Source organism: Psychrobacter lutiphocae DSM 21542, from assembly GCF_000382145.1.
In the GTDB taxonomy this organism is placed as follows: Bacteria; Pseudomonadota; Gammaproteobacteria; order Pseudomonadales; family Moraxellaceae; genus Psychrobacter; species Psychrobacter lutiphocae.
Genome location: NZ_KB907655.1, coordinates 2877 through 23363, shown reverse-complemented (window position 1 = coordinate 23363; position 20487 = coordinate 2877). Strand labels below are relative to the sequence as shown.

Here is a 20487-nt window from a genome sequence, read left to right as displayed (position 1 = left end):
TAATAATGTGTTGAGGATGGGGTATTTTATGGTAAAAAACCACCCGTTTACCGAGGGTAATAAACGCAGTGGTGCCTTTTTGTTTGTTAATTTTTCACACCGTAATGAGCATTTGTTAAGTAGTTATCTTCGTAGGAAAAGTTGAAATGAATTTGTCTTAATCTTTGTCTTAATTAAGGCGATGAATACTGTGGGCGATGAATACTGTGGATATCTAGATATTGACTAATTCATCAACGCAGAGTAAGGTAAATTTAGCCTGTTTTTTCGTATTTAAGTATAAAAACAGGGACACGAAAATGAAGTTTTTCTTTGAACCTAGATTGCTATTGAGTACATATGGCGAGCATTCAATAGATCCTTATAGTATCTGATAGGATTACCCGATTATGACCACAACCACTGCATTATTTATGATGATCATACTATATGGTGTACTGCCTGCCACAGGTATCTACCTGGGTTATCTGGGTATAAAAAAACTAACTCAACCCAAGATGCTTGAATATAAAGCCATGCCAAAATTGGGCTATCTTCCCGAAAAAAGCTTGCCAGTAGAGATTAAGCAGAAGTTGGCGATAATTAACCAAAAAGGCGAGAAGCTTATGCTACTTTATGGTGACAGCAATAATGATGGGGTGATTGATGACAAGGATGTGGTTAATGAGAGCTATATCATGATCCAAAATTTAATGGATAAGCACATTCCACAAGCGGTAGCTGACTATCGCCGATTACAAGATCTTGATAGTGACGCTGTGGACAGTACCACAATCAAAAACTCGAATTTGACTGGTCGCCAAGCACTTATTGATGTATTGAATACAGTGGATACACAGTTTAATGAGTTATTGGATGCCGCTTATCATCAAGATGGGCAAAAGCTACTGGCAACCCAGCGTTATTTGCAGCAGCGATTTGACCAGTAAGCTGCTTTTTAATGTTTAATCAATAAGCTATTTGCTAATAGGCGGTAAGTTTTAATGTCAATATTAGTCACACTCGGAGCTGGTATCATCACCACAGTGGCGATCGGTTATATCGGTCGCAAAGGTTGGCATGCCTTTCATCGTGCTGTTGGCATTAGCCCAGGCAAGATGACTTATGTTGAGCCAGCACAATTGCCACCTCCACCCATGTTGCAGTTGTCATTGGCCACCAGTCAGATGCAAGGTTTACCCATTGTGATTATGGAGCAGTTGCAGCGCATTGATACCAAGGCTGATATTTTGCAGCAATGGCGAGTTGAGCGGGTGGAAGCAGGACAGCCGTTACAGGTGAGCGAAGAAGAGTTTGTGGTGAGTAAGCTATTGCAGACCCGTTTGCCTGAGTTATTAGACAGCTATCAACAGTTATTGCGTCATGAGCGCAGGCTACATCAGGTGGCGACTCAGTCGTTACACAATAGTTCGTCACACAATAAACGGGCACATAATAAACGGGCACATAATAAACTGCTAAATAGTGAGCCATCAAATGATGAGCTGTCAGAGCAGCAAGCACAGGCGTTAAGGCTGGTGATGGAGCTGTTGTTAAATATAGAAGACAAGCTTGATGGGCTGTTAAGAGGCTGTCAAAATGATGCGTTGCAACAGCTACAAGTTATGCAGCGTTATTTGCAGCAGCGTCAAGATTAGTGCTGAGACTGATATGAGTCAATGAGTGCTATGTTTTATTGTTTATAAGTATTATCTGTTTATAGGCTCAGTATTGTACATAGTCTAGTAGATTACAAAAATACAGCACATAGCAAAACAGGCTGAGTTTTATCTCCCAGCCTGTATTTTTATGACAGTATTATCGATGATTTAATACAAACGCTTAGCGTCTACCACCACGAGAACCGCTGTCTCTACCGCTTGGACGACCTTTAGAGGCAGGGCCTCCCGCGCGTGGTCCAGTTGTGGATCCAGATCTTGTACCTGACTTTGGTCCTGATTTTGGGTTGTTGCGGACATGGCGGGCTTTCATTGGTTTTTTCTGGAAGCGTTCTTTTTTCTCTTTGGCTTTACCATGGACACCCATCTCTTCACGAGGACGCAGACCCACCAGCTCAATTAAGCGGTGAATGTCTTTGCGATCCAGCTCAATAAAGCGGCCAGTGCGCAGCTCTTTTGGCAAATCTACTGAGCCATAGCGGGTACGTAATAGGCGGCTTACTTTGAGACCTTGAGACTCAATCAGGCGACGTACTTCACGGTTACGGCCTTCTTTTAATTTGACGTGATACCATTTGTTAATGCCTTCACCGCCACCTTGTTTGATGTCTTCAAACTTAGCAAGACCGTCTTCTAACATGACCCCATCCGTTAGGTTTTTCATCATTTCAGGCGTTAATTCGCCCAACACACGCACGGCGTATTCACGCACAATCTCATTTGAGGGGTGCATTAAGCGATGCGCCAGTTCACCATCATTGGTAAATAATAATAGCCCCGTCGAGTTGATATCCAAGCGACCAACCATTACCCAGCGATCGTGGGTCAGCTTAGGCAGACGCTCAAAGACGGTGGTGCGACCTTCAGGGTCATTGGCTGAACAAATCTCGCCTTCAGGCTTGTAATAGGCTAAGACACGACGGCGTTTTTCACGCTCAGATTTGTATTTAATAAGACGACCATCAACACGGATTTCGTCACCTTGCTCGACACGATCGCCAATGCTGGCAGGACTTTGGTTGATAGACACGCGACCGGCTTTGATGACCTCTTCCATTTGGCGGCGTGAGCCTAGACCCATACGAGCCAAGGCTTTTTGCAGCTTTTCGGTGCCGGCAGTGCTGGCTTTGGTAGTCGGTGCTGGGAATTGGTAATCACCGTTGTGATCTGTGGTTAATTGGGTGTTTTCTGAGGCGTTGTCGTTTTGATTTGAATGAGGCATGTTATGCATCCTTGAATCGGTGAGTGGCTACATTTCACAATGTAGAGAAGTTTTTAATCAGATTGGACTGATTTTCGAATGACATTATACGTCAATTAAGACGATTTATGGTTAAAATAAAATTTAAGTATTGTTACTTGTTTTAAATAGCAAATCTAACAGTGCCTTTCAATCCAATCCAAAGCCGTAGGCCAAACTTCTTTAGCGGCATGACGACTTAAAAATATACGGGTATGGTTATAATCGTCTAAGTCGCCATTGGCAACTGAAAATTCACGCCATTGATTTTTGGAGTTTTTAAAAGCTTGCAGGTATTGTAGACAGCCGTTAGGAGGAGCAATCGGATCGCAAGCAGCACCGATAGCATAAATTGGGGAGGTGATATTCGGCATGAGACTGCGATAATCGACAATCTGTGAAGTTGTACTCGTCTTATTTTGTTTGCTTTTGATAGGTTTAAGCTTGCTTTGTCTAAGTGAGTGCCTTTTGGTTGCTAATCGAGTTAGTGTTAATAATTGCTTTGCTAGCGGGGTAGGGTTGTAACTGCTAAAGTTCTGATTTAAATTCCAATCCATCCATTGCGAGAGTAGATAATAGCTTTCATTCATGGTACCAAGCTTAAGAGGTTTACCTTTTACAACCCCTAGCTTGCCAGTAATAGCTTTAAGAGTCAGAATCTTTACAAAGTTAAATGGCGTAGTCGCCGCAGCAAAAACTTGGCAAGCAAACATGGTGATGCTATTGATTCTTGCTATATACTCAGGATATTGGGTTAGACATATTGTTAGACAGATACCACCGCCACTATGCGTCACGCAATGTAGATTTTCAACTTTTAAATCGTCCAATAAATAGCTTAATGTGGCCTGCACATCATAAAGACCAATATCTTCTAAATTATAATCGGTTTGCGGTTGACTGCTACTGCCATGTCCCCGCCATTCCATGATATAACACTGAAACCCCAATGACACAAAATAACTGGCAATGCCTAAGCACACCCCTTTGTCCGAAAAGGCACCATGAATGAACAACAAGGTTTGCTTGTTGTTTGCTTGCTTAGGGGCGACATCTGCATCGGATAGTTCCCAAACCGCTATCTGTTGATTGTCGACTGTGGGTACAAATTTTAGGGTTTGATTTATCATCGCTAAGAGGTTTATATCCTTATAATATAATTATACCTTTTTTGAAAAATAACCTATCTTTGTCAAACTCGCTAAACCTACTACTTGTAGCGTTTGCACTCTTTTTCCTCGATATCTTAATTTTCAGATTTGGTATTAGTAAACTGCATTCCATGTGACAGCATACCCTAATTTTTGGATAAATTAGTTATCTTGAATAAATTAGCTATCTTCCAAATTCAAATCGGGCAAGGGCGGAAGCTGGTCTAAATTTTCAAGCCCAAAAGCGTCCAAAAACTCAGGTGTTGTATACAATAGGGCAGGGCGACCTAAGGTTTCGCGATAACCTTTTTCGATTATCCAACCTTTATCAAACAGTTGTCTTAAAATATTACTAGACACCGTCACCCCACGCACTTGTTCAATATCACTACGGGTGACAGGCTGTTTATAAGCAATGACGCTTAAGGTTTCAAGTAACGCCTGACTTAAATTCTCTAACCGCTGCGGAAAAACCTCTTGAATAAGCCCACTATATTCACTGCGAATCTGGAGCCGATAGCCACTGGCAGATTCAGTGACATTCAATACTCCTGTGGTCAGGCGTTGTTGTAGCACTACCAGAGCCGTCTCAAGCTCTTGCTTGGAGAGTGACAAATACTTTTTGAGTTGAGTAGCGGTAAGCGGTGTTTCTGAAGCGTGTAATAATACCTCGATACGACGGCTTAATTGGTCATAACGATTTAAATCAGTGGCTTCTTTAGTTGTTTGTTTAACCATTATGCTACCCACTTGAAGATCAATGAAGATAGGTTGTATGAAATTGAGTCCCTGTAATCATCTACGGCATTTAAGACTTTTGAGTTGTCAGATGTATGAGTGGTTGACGTACTATCTCCAGCCATATCAGTTACTACATCAACAAGATGCCGCTTCATCAGCTCAAGCACTGCCACAAAGCTGACGACCACACCAAGACGACCCTGACGTTTATCGAGTAGCTCAATAAAGGTGCCCTCACCACGTTCACTGAGTTGACGGCTGATACTGGCAATACGGTCTGATAATGGCACAGGATCAACTTTAATACTGTGCATCTGATAGTCAGGCTTTAGCTGCATTTTTAGCAAACTTTCGACCAGCATTTCTGGTGCATATTTGGGTAACTCAGCGGCCATCACCTCTGGATCTGGCATACTTGCCATGGCCAAAAACACATCACGCTCAAGCCGAATTAAATTATCCAGGCGGCGGGCGGCTTCCTTAATCTGTGCATAGTCTTCTAAGCGAGCAATCAGTTCTGCTTTAGGATCACGTTCGTCCTCTACTTTTTCAGGCACAGGCAGTAACAGCTCAGTCTTTATGGCTATTAAAGTGGAGGCCATCAGTAGATAATCCCCAGCCAACTCAAAATGATCAGCATCAAGCTCTTCAATATATGCCAGATACTGCTCAGTTATCGGCAAGATAGCGGTATCTGTGATGTCAAAGTTATTCTTTTTGACCAGATACAATAAAAAGTCGAGCGGTCCTTCAAACTGCTCTAGCCAAATAGCAAATGCCTGGGGTGGAATGTATAAATCCTCAGGCAAAGACTGTACTGGCGTGGTGTAAATGCGAACAGCCAGTTCAGTTGCATTTTTGGTTGTTGCGTCAGTTGTCGATATTACTGCTAATGCATTTGGCATATAAATCGTGACGTACTATTTAAGCTTGGCAAGTGGCTTGATACCGATAGCACGGCGGGTTTTATCCAGCTGTTTTCGGCTGTGACGGCGTGCTTTTTCTGCGCCCATCAGTAGGATTTCTTCCAGCTCTTTTGGATTGGCCATTAGCTCAAAATAGCGCTCACGGAATGGTGCGATTTCACCGTTAATTTTTTCAAATAAAATTTGCTTAGCATCACCCCATGCGATACCTGATTCATATTGACTACGTAAGTCTGCAATCTCAGCGGGCGTTGCAAAAGCTTGATAAATTTCAAAGATAACAGAGTCGTCTGGATCTTTTGGCTCTTCGGGGGCTTGTGAGTTGGTAACAATTTGCATAATGGCTTTACGCATTTGTTTTTCTGGATCTACTTGTGGATTGCCGTCACCAAATAGTGGAATGGTATTCCCATAGCTTTTACTCATTTTACGTCCATCCAAGCCAGTCAGTAAGGCAACATTGTCATCTACTACGGCAGAGGGCAGGGTAAATAAAGACTTGTATTTATGGTTAAAGGTACCCGCGATATCACGTGCCATTTCTACGTGTTGAATTTGGTCCCGACCCACAGGCACATGGGTGGCATTAAACATCAAGATATCGGCCGCCATCAACACTGGATAACCAAATAGACCCATGGTAATCCCATGATCAGGATCTACATCAGCTTTTTCATTATTGGCATCGACCGCAGCTTTATAAGCATGGGCACGGTTCATTAGACCCTTTGAGCATGAGCAGTTTAAAATCCAAGCCAGCTCAGGGATTTCAGGCACATCAGATTGACGATAAAAAACCACTTTTTCTGGGTCTAAGCCACACGCCAGCCAAGTGGCAGCAATGGCTTTGGTCGATTCGTGGATCTGTTTTGGATCTGAGCATTTGATAATACTGTGATAGTCAGCTAAGAAGAAAAATGATTGGTCGTCATCATTGCCATTTTGCGCTGATTGAATGGCAGGGCGAATCGCCCCTACATAGTTGCCTAAATGCGGAATACCTGTGGTGGTGACGCCAGTTAAGATGCGTTTTGGTTGATTGTCTATTGAGGTTGTTTGTGTTTGATTGGCATTAGTGTGGCTCATAATGTTCCCGATTTATAAAATAGCTTGTTTGAATTGTTATAGGTCAGGTTAGGGTCTGTTGAACATTCAAATATTAGGACTGCTGATAGCTAAAATTGTTCCAAACTAGGCGTAAACTGACGATAATGCCTAGACCTTAGCTAGGTCTATAACAACGTTTGGGGTAATTTTAGTATCAGCCCTCACTCGAGCACAGCTCTCGCCTTGCGAACGGGCAAAGCAGTGCTTTACTTAATCCGTTCTCAGGGGCGGCGCTATTTTTTGTCAATATATTGCGACTTTCAATAATTAAGGGTTCTAACTTAGAATGACTAAGCGTCAAAAACTTCCCTGCATATTGCCTAAAAAATAGCCTCCGCCAGTTACACATTTGAATGTTCAACAGAGCCTAGTAGTCAAATTTCAAAGTATGAATATACCTCTAAAAATTTAATGAGACAGTATATCAAATCTTTGTTGTTTTTCTGAATGGGAGTTCAATAATTATCAGACTGACGTGAATTTAATTATATTTTAAACTCATTCCAAATAGTTTGATGTTAATTTTAACATAGTCTTAATTATATTTTTAAGTTGATTATTTAAAAATTTTGAATTATATTTTCATTCAATAGCGCACTTAGGGACAAAGCGCTATCTCATGAAAGCTATTTCTCCTTCCTAAAATATATCAAATTTTTCCACTACCCCTCATCCCACTATGTAAGGATACAATTCTATGGGCATGTTCGATTACAAAAACTATTCAAGTGATGACGCTTCGCAATTGGTAGAAGATACCAGTAAACTGGCTGCATATACCAATTCGTATAACTTTTTCAATTTTATACCAGGCGTAGATGCCCTTAATTTACTCGGTACACTTACGGGTGACTTATTTGCCAATGATACTAATGTCGGCATACCCGATGGATGGATGGAGCTTACGTCAACTGATTTTGGCGTTAGTGAAGACCTTGTAGATCATGCTGGTTACTTTACTATTCCAAGTCTTTATAGTGGAACAGCATTGCCAGGACCTCAGGCTAAAATTTTTGGGCAGTATGATGAAGCAGGAGATTTGGTTCGCATCAACTTTAACGTGGCTGGTACCAATGCTATCACTGATGTGCTTGATTATCTAAATTTAAATAGTCGCGAAGGGGTGGAGCTATATGAGCCTATTCTTGAGATGGTACGTGATTTTGCCCTTGATAATGGGCTTGAAGCTACTGATGTGGTTTTTAGTGGCTATAGTTTAGGAGCATCTGTTACCAATGTACTGGCGGCTGAAAGAGAAAATCTAGTAGATGGATTTTTTACTGAATCAGACTTTATTGCTCATGCAGTGCCGACAGTTTATGACAATGGTGATGTGGTATTAAACGTCGGTTATGAAAATGATGTAACGCATCGTATTACTGGCAATGAGCCAGACTTCTTAAGTGCCATTCAAGCGATGGACTTCGGTTTTGGTAATCCAGACAAAGAATTTAGCAGTACGACTGATAACTTTGTACTCTATAACGATGTCTATGCTTCTCCAATATGGGATATCAGTCCATTTACATTTTTAAATATCCCAACAGGATGGTATGCGCATATTAACGGTATTACCACAGATGCTATTTCTCGAGTAATTGATTCTTCATTTTACGAAGATACCAAACAAGACAGCACCGTGATTGTATCCGATCTAAGTGCTATTAACCGAGGGATGGTATGGGTCGAAGATGATGCTGCCCCTACCAGTTCAAGCCACTTTGGCACCTCAGCCTTTTTAATAGGTACTCAGTATGGTGATAAAATAGCGGGCGGCAACAACTTCGACTATATCGATGCTGGACGAGGAAATGACATTATAAAAGCAGGAATCGGTGTTGATCATGTTGATGGAGGTTCCGGTATTGATGAAGTGCGCATCGAAGGACGTGGTAAAGAATGGGATGTGTATCAGATGCAAGATGACACCTTATTCTTTGTTGATAAAGACGGCATAAATTTAGTAGAAGCAGACAATGTTGAATCAGTCAGCTTCAACGGTGAAATAGCCAGTCATATCAATAATTATGAAATTACTGACACTGGTTTGCAGGACAACCGTTTTTTAATGAAGTGGTTTGATAATGGTGACAAAGAGTTTTTAGATCACTTAGAAGGCAGTGAAGGAAATGACGTGCTCATCGGTCAAACTGTTTTCGCTCGTGAAGGTAACGATACTGTCACCGGTACTAGCAAGGCCGATATTTTACATGCAGGACGTGGCGATGATGTCATCATGGCGATGGGAGGCAATGATCGCGTCTATGGCGCTGAAGGTGATGATTTTATTGATGGCGGAGCAGGTGATGATGTCTTAATCGGCGGAGTAGGCAATGATACATTTGTCTTTGATGCCTTATCTGGAAATGATGTCATCAAAGATTTTAACAACGATAGTGGCTATCAAGACATGCTTCAGTTCTCATCAGAGCTGTTCAGTGATATGACATCATTAATCAGTAATGTCGTTCAATCGACAACGGACGTACTAATCACCTTTAATACGACTGATTATCTGACAATATTAAACTCGACAGTGGATGATGTGTTGGCTTCATCGGTTATTGTTTGATTTTTAACCTAAAACTAGAACAGCTCTTAACAATCAAAAACAGTGATTGTAAAGATAAAAATCATAAAACAGTATAAAAAAGACAATACTTGCAATCAAGTGTTGTCTTTTTTTATGTTTACCCTGTATTATAATTTAACTATTCTTAAGTAAAAATACATGGAAATTAATAGTTTGCCCACAATATAAGGATATATGTGAATGGGAATGTTCGATTATAAAAATTATAGCTCAGAGGGCTCAAGACAGTTAGTACAAGAGACGTTTGCAGTAACAGCTTATACTCGACTGGTCGGTGATGAGGCAGGTCAGGCGGAGATTAATTTAGGTCAAGTGCGTGAGTTGTCGCCCAGTGATTTAGGTGTCAGCAATGATTTGCTAGATAGCTTAGGATTTTTTAAAATTAAAAGCTTTTATACTGGTGATTTAGAAGGTGGTCCGCAAGCCAAAATATTTGGTCAATATAATGATGCCGGCGACTTAACCCGCATTCATCTTAATATTGCAGGCACTAATAATATCATTGATGTGCTTGATTATCTTAATCTAAATAGCCGAGAAGGATCAGAGTTGCTTGATCCGATTTTATTATTGGTGAAAGACTTTGCGGTGGCCAATGGCTTAGAGGGCAGTGATGTGGTGGTCAGTGGTTATAGTCTAGGTGCTGCTGTGACCAATGTGATTGCTGCCGAGCGTCAGGTATTGGCAGAAGGCTTTTTTACTGAGTCTGATTTTGTAGCTTTTGCCGTACCCACTATTTATGAAGAGCCGGGAGTGGTGTTAAATATTGGTTATGAAAACGATGTAGTGCATCGTATCACAGGTGATGAGCCAGATTTTATTTCAGCAGTTAACGCACTAGATCCCTGTTTTGTTAACCCTAACAGAAACTTTGACAGCTCGACCGATAACTTAGTGTTGTTTAGCGACCATTATGCCTCGCCTGGTTGGGACTTAAATGTATTCTCTTTTTTAAATATCGCCTCAAGCTGGAATGCGCATACTGTTGGTATGGATTCCGATGCCATTGCCCGTATTAGTAATTCAGCCTTCTATGAGCATACCCAAAGAGACAGCACAGTGGTAGTCTCTCATTTGAGTGCCTTTCAGCGTGGATTTACTTGGGTTGAAGATGACAGGTCACCAAGCTCTAATCACTATGGCAGTGCTGCCTTTTTGATTGGCACGGAGCATGATGACCTGATTGCTGGTGGTAGCAACTTTGATTATATTGATGCTGGTAAGGGAAATGACGTTATTAAAGCTGGCATCGGTGTCGATCATGTCGATGGCAATGAGGGTCATGACCAAGTGCGCATTGCGGGTCGCAGCCATGAGTGGGATGTGTTTAAAATGGCAGACGACACCTTATTCTTTGTCGATAAAGATGCAGACAGTATTAATCTGGTTGAAGCCAACAATGTGGAATCTATTAGTTTTGAAAAAGAGCTGTTAAGCCATCTTAATAACTATGATATCGGTGACACTGGACTGGTTGACACCCGCCCGATTATGAAGTGGTTTGATAATAAAGATAAAAGCTACAGCGATCATGTCGAGGGTACAGATAGTAATGATCAATTAACTGGTAACGTGGTATTTGGACGTGCTGGCAATGACATGATTATTGGTACAGAGTCATCAGATGTATTGCATGGCGGTGAAGGTGACGATGTGATTCTTAGCTTGGGCGGCAATGACAAACTATATGGTGCTGAAGGTAATGATGTCTTAGTCAGTGGTACTGGTAACGATTGGCTAGTGGGTGGCATTGGTCATGATATCTTTGTGATTGGTTCAGAATCTGGATCAGATACGATAGCAGACTTCAACAATGACGTGGGTTATCAGGATATTATCCAGTTTTCGTCCGACTTATTTACCAGTGTCACCGACCTTGTACAACAGACGGTACAGTATGGGGTAGACGTGGTGGTGAACTTGACCAGCTATGACTATTTGACAGTGTTAAACTCGACAGTGGATGATGTGTTGGCTTCATCGGTTATTGTGTAGTTCTGTTGTGTATAGTCTGGATTTTTTAGGGTAAAGATTTCAGAATAAAAAAAGACAGCGCTTAATTGTAAGTGCTGTCTTTTTTTATCAAATACGCCTGTTTGTAGCCACTAATCATAATAATGGGTACGCCCTTTCTCACTATTTTTAAAGCGCCTGTGAAACCACATCCACTGGGTTGGGTCGATACGAATTAAGCCTTCGATAATATCGTTAATACGCTTGGCATCAGCCACCTCATCCTTACTCGGATAATCCTCAAGGGCAGGGGTGATGGTCAGATGATAGTGTGGACGTTTGCCACGGCGCAATTTGGCAGGACTTTGACGATAAGTGTGCAGTGCCATTAATGCTGGTGGATTAGACTTATCGCCCATGCGGGCAATGCGTCTGGGTGCGGTTAACGTAGCGGCAGGAACCCCAAAGAAAGGTGCCATCACCCCATGTTTTAAGCCGTAATCTTGATCAGGAGAGTACCAGATAATTTTACCTTGTTTTAAACGGCTAATCAGCTTACGCATATTGCGATACTCAATTTGCTCATCAAATATTTTACGGCGGCCATTATAAATAAACCACTCTAACAATTTATTATTCTGAGGTCGATAGACACAGTCAACGGGTGCAAATTGGGTAAATAAGCGACCGCCCAAGTCAAGCATTGTATAGTGGCCACCTAGTAATAGTACAGCTTTTCCAGCTTGCTGGGCGGCAACCAAATGCTGTAATCCTGAGATTGAAATGGTGCGAGTAAATACATTTGGACGAAACCAAGCACACAGGGTTTCAAAAATACCAATACCTTGATTCACAAAGACTTGTTTTGCTATGCGTACCCGTTCTGCCTCGGTTTTTTCAGGGAAGGCCAGTTTTAAGTTAATCAAAGTGGTTTTACGGCGGCTGCCTAGTAAGTGGTAAAAGGCTTTTCCCATTTGACGACCAAGCCAAAATTGGACGCTAAGTGGTGTGTATATAAAGGGATAAATAGCAGTAGCACTCAGCCAGATCGGCCAGTATTTGGGTGCCAAAAACTCACGCTCAAACGGCTTTTTGTCTGCCATGTGCGTTTGTTTATGGTTTTCACTAATGGTTGGCATGCCTGCTGGAATGGGCTGCGGTTTGATTTTGGGCTGGGATTGCTGTTGTCCAGACACCCTTAATACATCCGCCTCACTCATCGGCTCTGATTTGCTTGCCTGACTTGTACGGTTGGGGTCAAAGCGCTGCACAGTCGCACCGGTTTGACCTGCGCTATCAAGCTGCGTTGATGTATCAGCTGGCTTATTTGCTAAGGTGCTTGCTGAGACATTCGCTGATGTATTGGTGCTGTTATTAGAGTTACTCATAGTCGATTATTAGGTTAGTGAATATTAAATGGCCAGATGATACGTGGCGATATAAAAAGGCGCTGCTTTTAGCCTTCTAGTTCAGCCCAGCGCTCAAGCTTTAACATCAGCTCCTCATCAATCTCTGCTAAGCGTTCACTGGCTGCGGTAGCTGCTTCTAAGTCTGTGGTAAACCATGAGCCGTCAGCCAGCTTATCTTGAAGTGCAGTTTGCTCGGCTTCAAGCGCTTCAATTTGCTTGGGTAGGGCTTCAAGTTCACGCTGTTCGTTATAGCTTAGCTTGCGTGGAGTTGCTGACTTTTTAGCCACTACGGGAGTTGGTTCAGTTGCTTGGTTGTTTTTGTTATTACTGTTTTTGTTGTCTGCTTTGTTGTCATTAGGACGACTATCGGTTGAGACGGTATTAGCCGTTGCTTTTTTGTTGAGGCTGTCTTCACGCTGCTTTTGCGCCAGATAATCTTGATAACCACCGACATACTCTTTGACAATGCCATTGCCTTGTTCATTTTTGTCAAAGACCCAAGTTGAGGTGACCACATTGTCCATAAAGGCACGGTCATGGCTAATGAGCAAGATGCTGCCATTGAAGTTGGCGACCGACTCTTCTAATAGCTCAAGGGTAGCCATGTCTAAGTCGTTGGTTGGCTCATCGAGCACCAAGATATTGGCAGGCTTAAGCAGCTGCTTGGCCAATAATACACGGTTGCGCTCACCGCCAGATAAGGCTTTGACAGGTGTACGGGCACGTTCAGGGGCAAATAAGAAGTCTTGTAAGTAACTCATGATGTGGGTTTTTTTGCCACCAACTTCAATAAAGTCTGAGCCTTCAGACACGTTTTGCGCCACACTGGCCTCAAGATCTAATTGGTCACGCAGCTGATCAAAGAAAGCGATTTGTAAATTGGTGCCCAAAGTGACGCTACCCGTTTTGATCACATCTTTATCAGACTCACCCAAAATGGCTTTGATTAAGGTGGTTTTACCCGCACCATTAGGGCCAATAATACCGATTTTATCACCACGGATGATGGTGGTGCTAAAGTCGTCAACCAAGACGTTGCCGTCATATTCCAGATGTAAGTTTTTCACTTTACACACCAGTTTGCCACTTTTGTCACCACTGGTCATGGTGATATTCACATTACCGACTTGTTCACGGCGCTGTTTTCGCTCTTCACGTAGCTTTTTTAAATCGCGTACACGACCTTCATTACGGGTGCGACGTGCTTTGATACCTTGTCGAATCCAAACTTCTTCTTGGGCTAATTTTTTATCAAAGTTGGCATTATTTTTTTCTTCTGCCAGCAGTTGTTGCTCTTTTAACTCTTGGTAACGGGCATAGCCGCCAACACCTTGACTGACGTCATAGCTGGAGAGCTTTCCTCTATCCAGCTCAATAATACGGGTGGCTAGTTTATCGACAAAGGCCCTATCATGAGTAATAAAGAGTAGGGTTAGCCCTTGCCAGTCTTTTAAAAACTGCTCTAGCCATTCGATGCTGGCGACATCCAAGTGGTTCGTTGGTTCATCAAGTAATAGAATATTTGGCTTAGTCACCAAGGCACGTGCCAGCAGCACCCGACGCTTTCGTCCTCCAGATAGTGATGACAGATCGTCTTCGGGGTCAAGCCCCATAGTAGTAATAATCTGACGGGCTTCACGTTCTAAATCCCAGCCATGTTTGGCATCAATATCGTGCTGTAAATTGGACATGGCGTCACAGGCATCCATATCACCTGCTGCACAGGCGTCTGCCTTTTTATGATAAGCAATTAATAGCGCAGCCGTTTTTTTGTCACCGCCCATCACAATATCCAAGATGCGCCCACAGCTTTCAGGAACATCTTGCTCTAACATGGCAACTTTGATACCACTATTTATAATAACCTCGCCACTGTCAGGCGTGATGCTACCCTCAATGAGTTTGAACAAAGTAGATTTGCCTTCACCATTGCGCCCGATAAGACAGACACGCTCACCTGCCTCGATACTAAGGTCAACGCCATCCAAAATAGGTGCAACGCCAAAGGCTAAATGGATATTTTTTAAGTTAATAACTGCCATATGTATTTGTTTACCGTAAGTGTATAAGTTAACGTATTGATGAGTTAACCTCTAAATGGTTTATAAGTTTTATGGAACACAGTATATCATGCGTAGCTTGTTTCATACCTTAATGAAGCTTGTTTCCTAATTTAATGACGGGTTATAGCAGATTTTCTGCCAGTGACTGGCTATAATAAGCGCATAATAAGTCAATACCCTTGAGCTTGCCTAAAAGGCAAAAGCAGTGCTAACTAAAAGCAGTGCTAACTAAAAACAGTGCTAACTAAAAACAGTGCTAACTAAAAACAGTGCTAACTAAAAACAGTAGGAGTAGCAGAGTGACTCAACAACAGGATGCAGAACAAAAAATTGCTGAATTACAAGCCAGTGTCGCTTATCTAGAGTTAACTGTCGATAGTCTAGATGCAGTGGTCGCCAAGCAAGACAAGCAGCTTCAGGATATGCACAGACAGCTACAACTGATGTATAGCCAGATAAACGGGCAGGGAGATTCTGAAATAGCGCCTTTTGATGCGGCGGCTGAAGTACCCCCTCATTATTAATATACCTCTCATTATTAAGTATATATAGCAATGCAACAGATATAGTAGCAACGTAAACGTAAACGTAAATGAACGTAACCAGAGCTTTAGTACCATAATCAACATTAGGCAATGTATAAACAAAAAACTGATGATTATTGGCGAAAAAAAGATCAAGAAAAAATCTCAGCAGTTGTTTTATTTTTAGGACTTACGTAAAAGTTCAATTTCAAGGCTTTAAAAGCGACTGGTTATTATTTATGGAGCGTCTGGCTCTACCTTCAGACAGAGAATACATAAATGATTACCAGTTGCCATAATATCTATTCGTGCGTAAGTCCTATATTTTATTAAAATCTAATAATTATAGTTATTAATTAAAAAATAAAGTCAGTGTTAATTTAGATAAAATAAGGAGAATTATCAAAAATTTAAAAAAATATAATTATATCAAAATGTTGCAATTTATTACGGAGTTAGCTACTATTATCACAAAACTAGCCCCTTTAATTACATTTAAGTCTGTTAACTGTTAATTACAGATGTCAGCTAATGACAGTTGTCAGTATCCTGCTTAGGTGTTAGGCGCTAAATAATCCCTAGTTTGTATCTTTAATATCATTTGTATCCCTAATAGCAACTGATATTAATAACTAATCATCCCTTATCTACTTATATTATGTGATTTCCACTCATAATATTTTAACCTCAATCCTATAAATGGAAGTTTGGAGAAACTCATGCGCTCATCCTTTAAGATAAAGCCTCTTATCTCTGCTGTTGCCGTTTTGTCTGCTTGCAGCTTAGCGTCTGCTGCCGGCCTAGAACGCTCAGGCCAAGATATGACCTCATTTTTGCAAGACGGCACTTACGCTGAAGCGTCTTATGCCTTTATTAATGCGGACGTCACTGGACGTGACGCTTCTGGCAACAAAGTAAAAGACATTGCCGAGCCGTATGACTTTTTTAACTTTGGTGTCAAAACAGACATTAACGACACCTTTAGTATTGGTGTCATCTATGATGAGCCTTGGGGCGCTGCTGCTGACTATCATGGTAACAACGACTTTGTTGGCTCACCCATTAAAGTTGTAAATGGCTTAATTGCATCAAGATTGGGCGCGCAAGGCATTACTGACGTTGCTGGATTTAAGGGTTATGTGGCTGACACAGGGCAAAAGATAGAAGCTGGTCGTCAGCAATTGGCACAAGCCGAAGCTGCTCTACAAGCAAATCCAGGTTTAGCTTCTGAATTAACGCCTCAAATTGAAGCGGGTAAAGCACAATTGGCAGCAGGCGAAGCTCAGTATCAAAAACTAAAAGGTTTAGAAGGTGTGCTAGATACAACGCTTTCTAACACAAGCCCTACTAAAGTAGAAGTACGCTCAGATAATATTACTGGCCTATTGGGGATGAAGTTTGGTGAAAACAACAACTTCCAAGTCTATGGTGGTCCTGTGTTGCAGCGCTTAAAAGCAAAGGTTGCACTACGTGGCGACGCCTATGAAACGGCGACCAACTATGATTTAAAAATCAACCGTGATACCGATTATGGTTGGATCGCGGGTATCTCTTATAGTAAACCTGAGATTGCCCTAAAAGCGGCGTTAACTTATCGCTCTGAAATTAAACATCATGTTGATACTGGTGAAAACTTGCCGCTGGCCGCTTTGTTGGGCAACGACCCACACTATACTGGGAAGATGCAAGTAAAAACCCCTGAGTCAGTTAACTTTAACTTCCAAACAGGGATTAATCCAACGACTCTGGCTACCGCAAAAGTACGCTGGGTACCTTGGGGTAACTTCAAAATTACACCACCTTTATATAACACAGCATCAAAAGTTAACTACGGCCCTAAAGGCTTAAACCTAGTTGATTATGATGATGACCAATGGCTTGTTGAGTTAGGCTTAGCTAAGCGTGTAGCACCAAATTTAGCCATCTCTGGTACGGTGGGCTGGGATAGTGGTGCCGGTGACCCAGTCACTTCATTAGGTCCAATTGAAGGCTATTACAGTGTTGGTCTGGGTGCTAAGTATAACTTTGATGAAAACTGGGCGATTTCAGCTGGTGGCAAATACTTAATGTTTGGTGATGCCAAAGGTAAGATCCCTAACGGCAATATTGTTAGTCGCTTCAAAAATAACGATGGTTATATCGTGGGTGTTAAACTATCTTATCAAGATAAATAACTAACCAACAAGTCAAAAAAAGTATGCAAGGCATAAATGAACAAATAAATAATTGAGCAAATAATAAAAAAGGCAGCTTAAAGTTAAGTTGCCTTTTTTTATGGACAAATAAGATGAATATCAGCTGTTAGCAATCGAACACCTTGTAATCGGCTCTAAAGACCATACTTGAGGATAAAAAAACATGTTTGAAGGTATTGTTATACTCACATTAGTGTCCAAATTTTAGCGGTATGCGATGGTACCAGCTAGGTTATGCATTGATATTACAGGTGTTGTTTTAAATATTTTGATACAATTAAATTAATTATATGTTGACTAAAGGTTTGTATTTTGATTAGATATTACCTTATCTAAGGTGCTTAGTACGCACAAATTTATCATATGGACTTTACTCACCTATTTCATGGAGGAAACTGAATGTTACCTAATACTCATTCTGTCTCAACGAACAACTCATCTGATTCAATCAAAAAGCTTAATACACCTCTTAAAGCAGGCGTAATTCTTATTTCGTCTATCATTCTTGCTGCTTGTGGTTTAGATAGTAGCTCAACTTACTACTACCCTGGAGCAGTAAGCTCAGAGAATACAGGTTCAAACACGGATACTGGTACAGATTCAAACACAGACACTGGTACAGACTCAAACACAGACACTGGTACAGACTCAAATACAGACACTGGTACAGACTCAAATACAGACACTGGTACAGACTCAAATACAGACGCTGGTACAGACTCAAATACAGACGCTGGTACAGACTCAAATACAGGTGCTGGTTCAGATGCTCAGGAATCAGAAGGATCTAATCCTACTCCTCCACAAAAAGCAGATCCTGAATCAACGAAGACTGGTGTACAGGCCATTAATGTTGATGTTGTCCCATTGAATAAAGTATTTAAAGTTACGACACGAGATTTTACTATTAGTGATACGAGTGTTGTGGCGAGAGCAGACTTAGCTTCTGAAGATTTATTAGGTAAAGTACCTGTTACTACATCAGCTAGTGGTGATGGTGCAGCGCCAGGAGGTAATGGCTTTAAACTTCATAATGATAGCGCAGAAGTTGAAGCACTAGGTCAGAAGTTACCACTAGAGTACGCTTCTGTCTACAAAGACTTTGATACCGTGATGCGTATTGGTCATATTAATGGCAAAGCAACTTTCAGTGGCTTAGATCTGCCAGTAGATGGTGTGGCTGTGCTTGGTAATGCTACCAAAGTTGAGAATATGCCGACAGAGGGTACAGCTAGCTATATTGGTGATGCCACATATCGTGACTTAGGATTAGGCAACTCTATTGAATTTGGTACTTCTAGCTTTAATGTAGATTTTGCAGGAAAATCTGTCAGTGGCAAGTTGTCTGTAGCTGGTGGTGTAGATATTAACGCAACCATTAGTGGTAACAAGTTTTCAGGCAGTAATACTGAAGGTGGCTTCTATGGTGGTAATGCTGATTTCTTAGGTGGTATCTATCAAACTGATAAAGGCCAAGGTACTTACGGCGCTGCCAAACAGTAAATATAGTATGGTTAATATGTGATATAACAATTAACATTACTTTAATAGTAAATTTATATCAGAATTAATGTAAGTAGGTAGGCTGAGATTACGTACCAGCCTACCTACAAACGGTAGTATTACATATCAATTCAAGCTTTTATTGCCACGCATAGAAATATTAATGGACTTATCAAACCCTTCCAAGGAGGAACCCAAATGTCATCTCTCGACCATTCAATCGTAACTAAGACTCCATCAAAAAAATTAAGTACTCCTCTTAAAGCAAGTGTATTGCTTATTTCATCTGTAATTTTAGCCTCTTGTGGATCAGACAGTGATCAATACCAGTATCCAACATCAAATCTAGATTCCCTACAACCTGAAAACAACTCAGGTAATCAAGTAGAAAATAATGACGCTAAGCCAGATACCGATAGTGGTGGTGAGTCTGAACCGACACCAGAACCAGAGCCTGAAACTCCTGCAGAGCCTGAGACTCCAGCCGAGCCTGAAGCACCAGCGCAGCCTGAAGCACCAGCGCAGCCTGAAGCACCAGAACCAGAGCCTGAAACTCCTGCAGAGCCTGAGACTCCAGCCGAGCCTGAAGCACCAGCGCAGCCTGAAACCCCTGCAGAACCTGAAACCCCTGCAGAGCCTGAAACCCCTGCAGAACCTGAATCTAATAAATCAGGTGTACAATCTATCAATGTTGGTACAACAGCCGCTGGGTTGCCAAGCGACTTTACTGTGACCACACGTGATTTTGACATTGGTGAAGACAATGTTATCGCTCGAGCTGACATTGCTTCTGATAACTTACTACCTAAAGTGGATGTCAATATCTCAGGAGAGGGTGATAAAGTACTTGCTGATGGCTATATGAGTCATGATGACAGCACTTCTATTCCGACTGCTTTAGGTGACCTACCTTTAGAATATACCTCAGTTTATAAAGACTATGATGACATGATGCGCACTGGTCATATTGACGGTGCAGCCAGTCTTAACGGCATGGAAATTCCAGTAGATGGCGTGGCTGTGCTTGGTAATGCTACACAAGCGGCCAACGTACCAACCGAAGGTACAGCGAATTATACAGGTGATGCGACCTATCGTAAGCTGGGCTTAGGTAATGAGATTGAATTTGGTTCATCTGTGTTTACTGCTGACTTTGTTGCCAAAAATGTTAAAGGTGACCTAAGCTTTGCTAAAGCGGGTGACATTTCATTAACAGCCGATATCAATGGCAATCAATTCTCAGGCACTGCGGATGCTAACAACGGTTATGCAACTGAAGGTGGCTTCTATGGTGTTGATGCCCAGTATCTAGGCGGTGTCTATGATGGTAATGGTGCCCAAGGTACTTACGGTGCTATGAAAGATATTCCAACGCCAACACCAGAGCCGACGCCTGAACCAGTACCAACGCCAGAGCCGACGCC

General features: G+C 41.8%; 16 protein-coding genes. 9 read left to right on the top strand and 7 right to left on the bottom strand.

Annotation, left to right across the window (positions count from 1 at the left end; all coding sequences use genetic code 11):
- The first annotated feature begins 16 nt into the window (after nt 1-16).
- The 3 genes from H140_RS15605 (at nt 17) to H140_RS0111085 (ending at nt 1637) form a co-directional block, all read left to right on the top strand.
- Nucleotides 17-145, top strand: coding sequence for a Fic family protein (locus tag H140_RS15605; protein WP_083932764.1), 129 nt, complete (start codon nt 17-19; stop codon nt 143-145).
- A gap of 244 nt (nt 146-389) precedes the next feature.
- On the top strand, nt 390-929 hold the full coding sequence (locus tag H140_RS16280) for a hypothetical protein (RefSeq protein WP_019673726.1): 540 nt from the start codon (nt 390-392) through the stop codon (nt 927-929).
- A 54-nt stretch (nt 930-983) separates the two neighbouring features.
- Nucleotides 984-1637 (top strand): hypothetical protein, encoded by a 654-nt coding sequence (locus H140_RS0111085; protein ID WP_019673725.1) that lies wholly within the window; start codon nt 984-986, stop codon nt 1635-1637.
- A 184-nt stretch (nt 1638-1821) separates the two neighbouring features.
- On the opposite strand, the gene rluB is transcribed toward H140_RS0111085, so the two are convergent.
- The 5 genes from rluB to trpS all read right to left on the bottom strand — a co-directional run bounded on the left by rluB (nt 1822) and on the right by trpS (nt 6802).
- Nucleotides 1822-2739: a 23S rRNA pseudouridine(2605) synthase RluB gene (rluB, locus tag H140_RS0111080; RefSeq protein WP_051086899.1), complete on the bottom strand. Its 918-nt coding sequence runs from the start codon at nt 2737-2739 to the stop codon at nt 1822-1824.
- Nucleotides 2740-3035: 296 nt separating this feature from the next.
- On the bottom strand, nt 3036-4028 hold the full coding sequence (locus tag H140_RS0111075; RefSeq protein ID WP_019673723.1) for an alpha/beta fold hydrolase: 993 nt from the start codon (nt 4026-4028) through the stop codon (nt 3036-3038).
- Nucleotides 4029-4229: 201 nt separating this feature from the next.
- On the bottom strand, nt 4230-4787 hold the full coding sequence (gene scpB, locus H140_RS0111070; protein WP_019673722.1) for an SMC-Scp complex subunit ScpB: 558 nt from the start codon (nt 4785-4787) through the stop codon (nt 4230-4232).
- A complete protein-coding gene (locus H140_RS0111065; protein WP_019673721.1) occupies nt 4787-5695 on the bottom strand; it encodes a segregation and condensation protein A in 909 nt (302 codons plus the stop codon). The genes scpB and H140_RS0111065 overlap by 1 nt, the downstream gene beginning before the upstream one ends.
- A 15-nt stretch (nt 5696-5710) precedes the next feature.
- On the bottom strand, nt 5711-6802 hold the full coding sequence (gene trpS, locus H140_RS0111060) for a tryptophan--tRNA ligase (RefSeq protein WP_019673720.1): 1092 nt from the start codon (nt 6800-6802) through the stop codon (nt 5711-5713).
- A gap of 718 nt (nt 6803-7520) precedes the next feature.
- Here trpS and H140_RS0111055 point away from each other — a divergent pair.
- Entirely contained in the window at nt 7521-9395 is a 1875-nt protein-coding gene (locus H140_RS0111055) for a calcium-binding protein (RefSeq protein WP_019673719.1), read from the top strand.
- A gap of 201 nt (nt 9396-9596) precedes the next feature.
- Nucleotides 9597-11411 carry a calcium-binding protein gene (locus tag H140_RS0111050; protein WP_019673718.1) on the top strand — a complete coding sequence of 605 codons (1815 nt, stop codon included), beginning with the start codon at nt 9597-9599 and terminating at the stop codon, nt 11409-11411.
- A 110-nt stretch (nt 11412-11521) separates the two neighbouring features.
- Here H140_RS0111050 and H140_RS0111045 read toward each other — a convergent pair whose 3' ends face one another.
- Nucleotides 11522-12508: an LpxL/LpxP family acyltransferase gene (locus tag H140_RS0111045; RefSeq protein WP_051086898.1), complete on the bottom strand. Its 987-nt coding sequence runs from the start codon at nt 12506-12508 to the stop codon at nt 11522-11524.
- 317 nt (nt 12509-12825) lie between these two features.
- Nucleotides 12826-14820 carry an ATP-binding cassette domain-containing protein gene (locus H140_RS0111040; RefSeq protein ID WP_019673716.1) on the bottom strand — a complete coding sequence of 665 codons (1995 nt, stop codon included), beginning with the start codon at nt 14818-14820 and terminating at the stop codon, nt 12826-12828.
- Nucleotides 14821-15140: 320 nt separating this feature from the next.
- On the opposite strand from H140_RS0111040, the gene H140_RS0111035 reads away from it, so the two are divergent.
- The 4 genes from H140_RS0111035 to H140_RS15245 form a co-directional block, all read left to right on the top strand.
- Nucleotides 15141-15365, top strand: a complete 225-nt coding sequence (locus H140_RS0111035) for a SlyX family protein (RefSeq protein WP_019673715.1) — start codon at nt 15141-15143, stop codon at nt 15363-15365.
- A gap of 719 nt (nt 15366-16084) precedes the next feature.
- The gene (locus tag H140_RS0111030; protein ID WP_019673714.1) at nt 16085-17539 is read left to right on the top strand and encodes an OmpP1/FadL family transporter; all 1455 of its coding nucleotides are present in this window, start codon (nt 16085-16087) and stop codon (nt 17537-17539) included.
- A gap of 420 nt (nt 17540-17959) precedes the next feature.
- On the top strand, nt 17960-19063 hold the full coding sequence (locus tag H140_RS0111025; RefSeq protein WP_019673713.1) for a transferrin-binding protein-like solute binding protein: 1104 nt from the start codon (nt 17960-17962) through the stop codon (nt 19061-19063).
- Between the two features lie 198 nt (nt 19064-19261).
- Nucleotides 19262-20487 (top strand): transferrin-binding protein-like solute binding protein (locus H140_RS15245; protein ID WP_167320795.1); only part of this gene is annotated, 1226 nt, incomplete at its 3' end.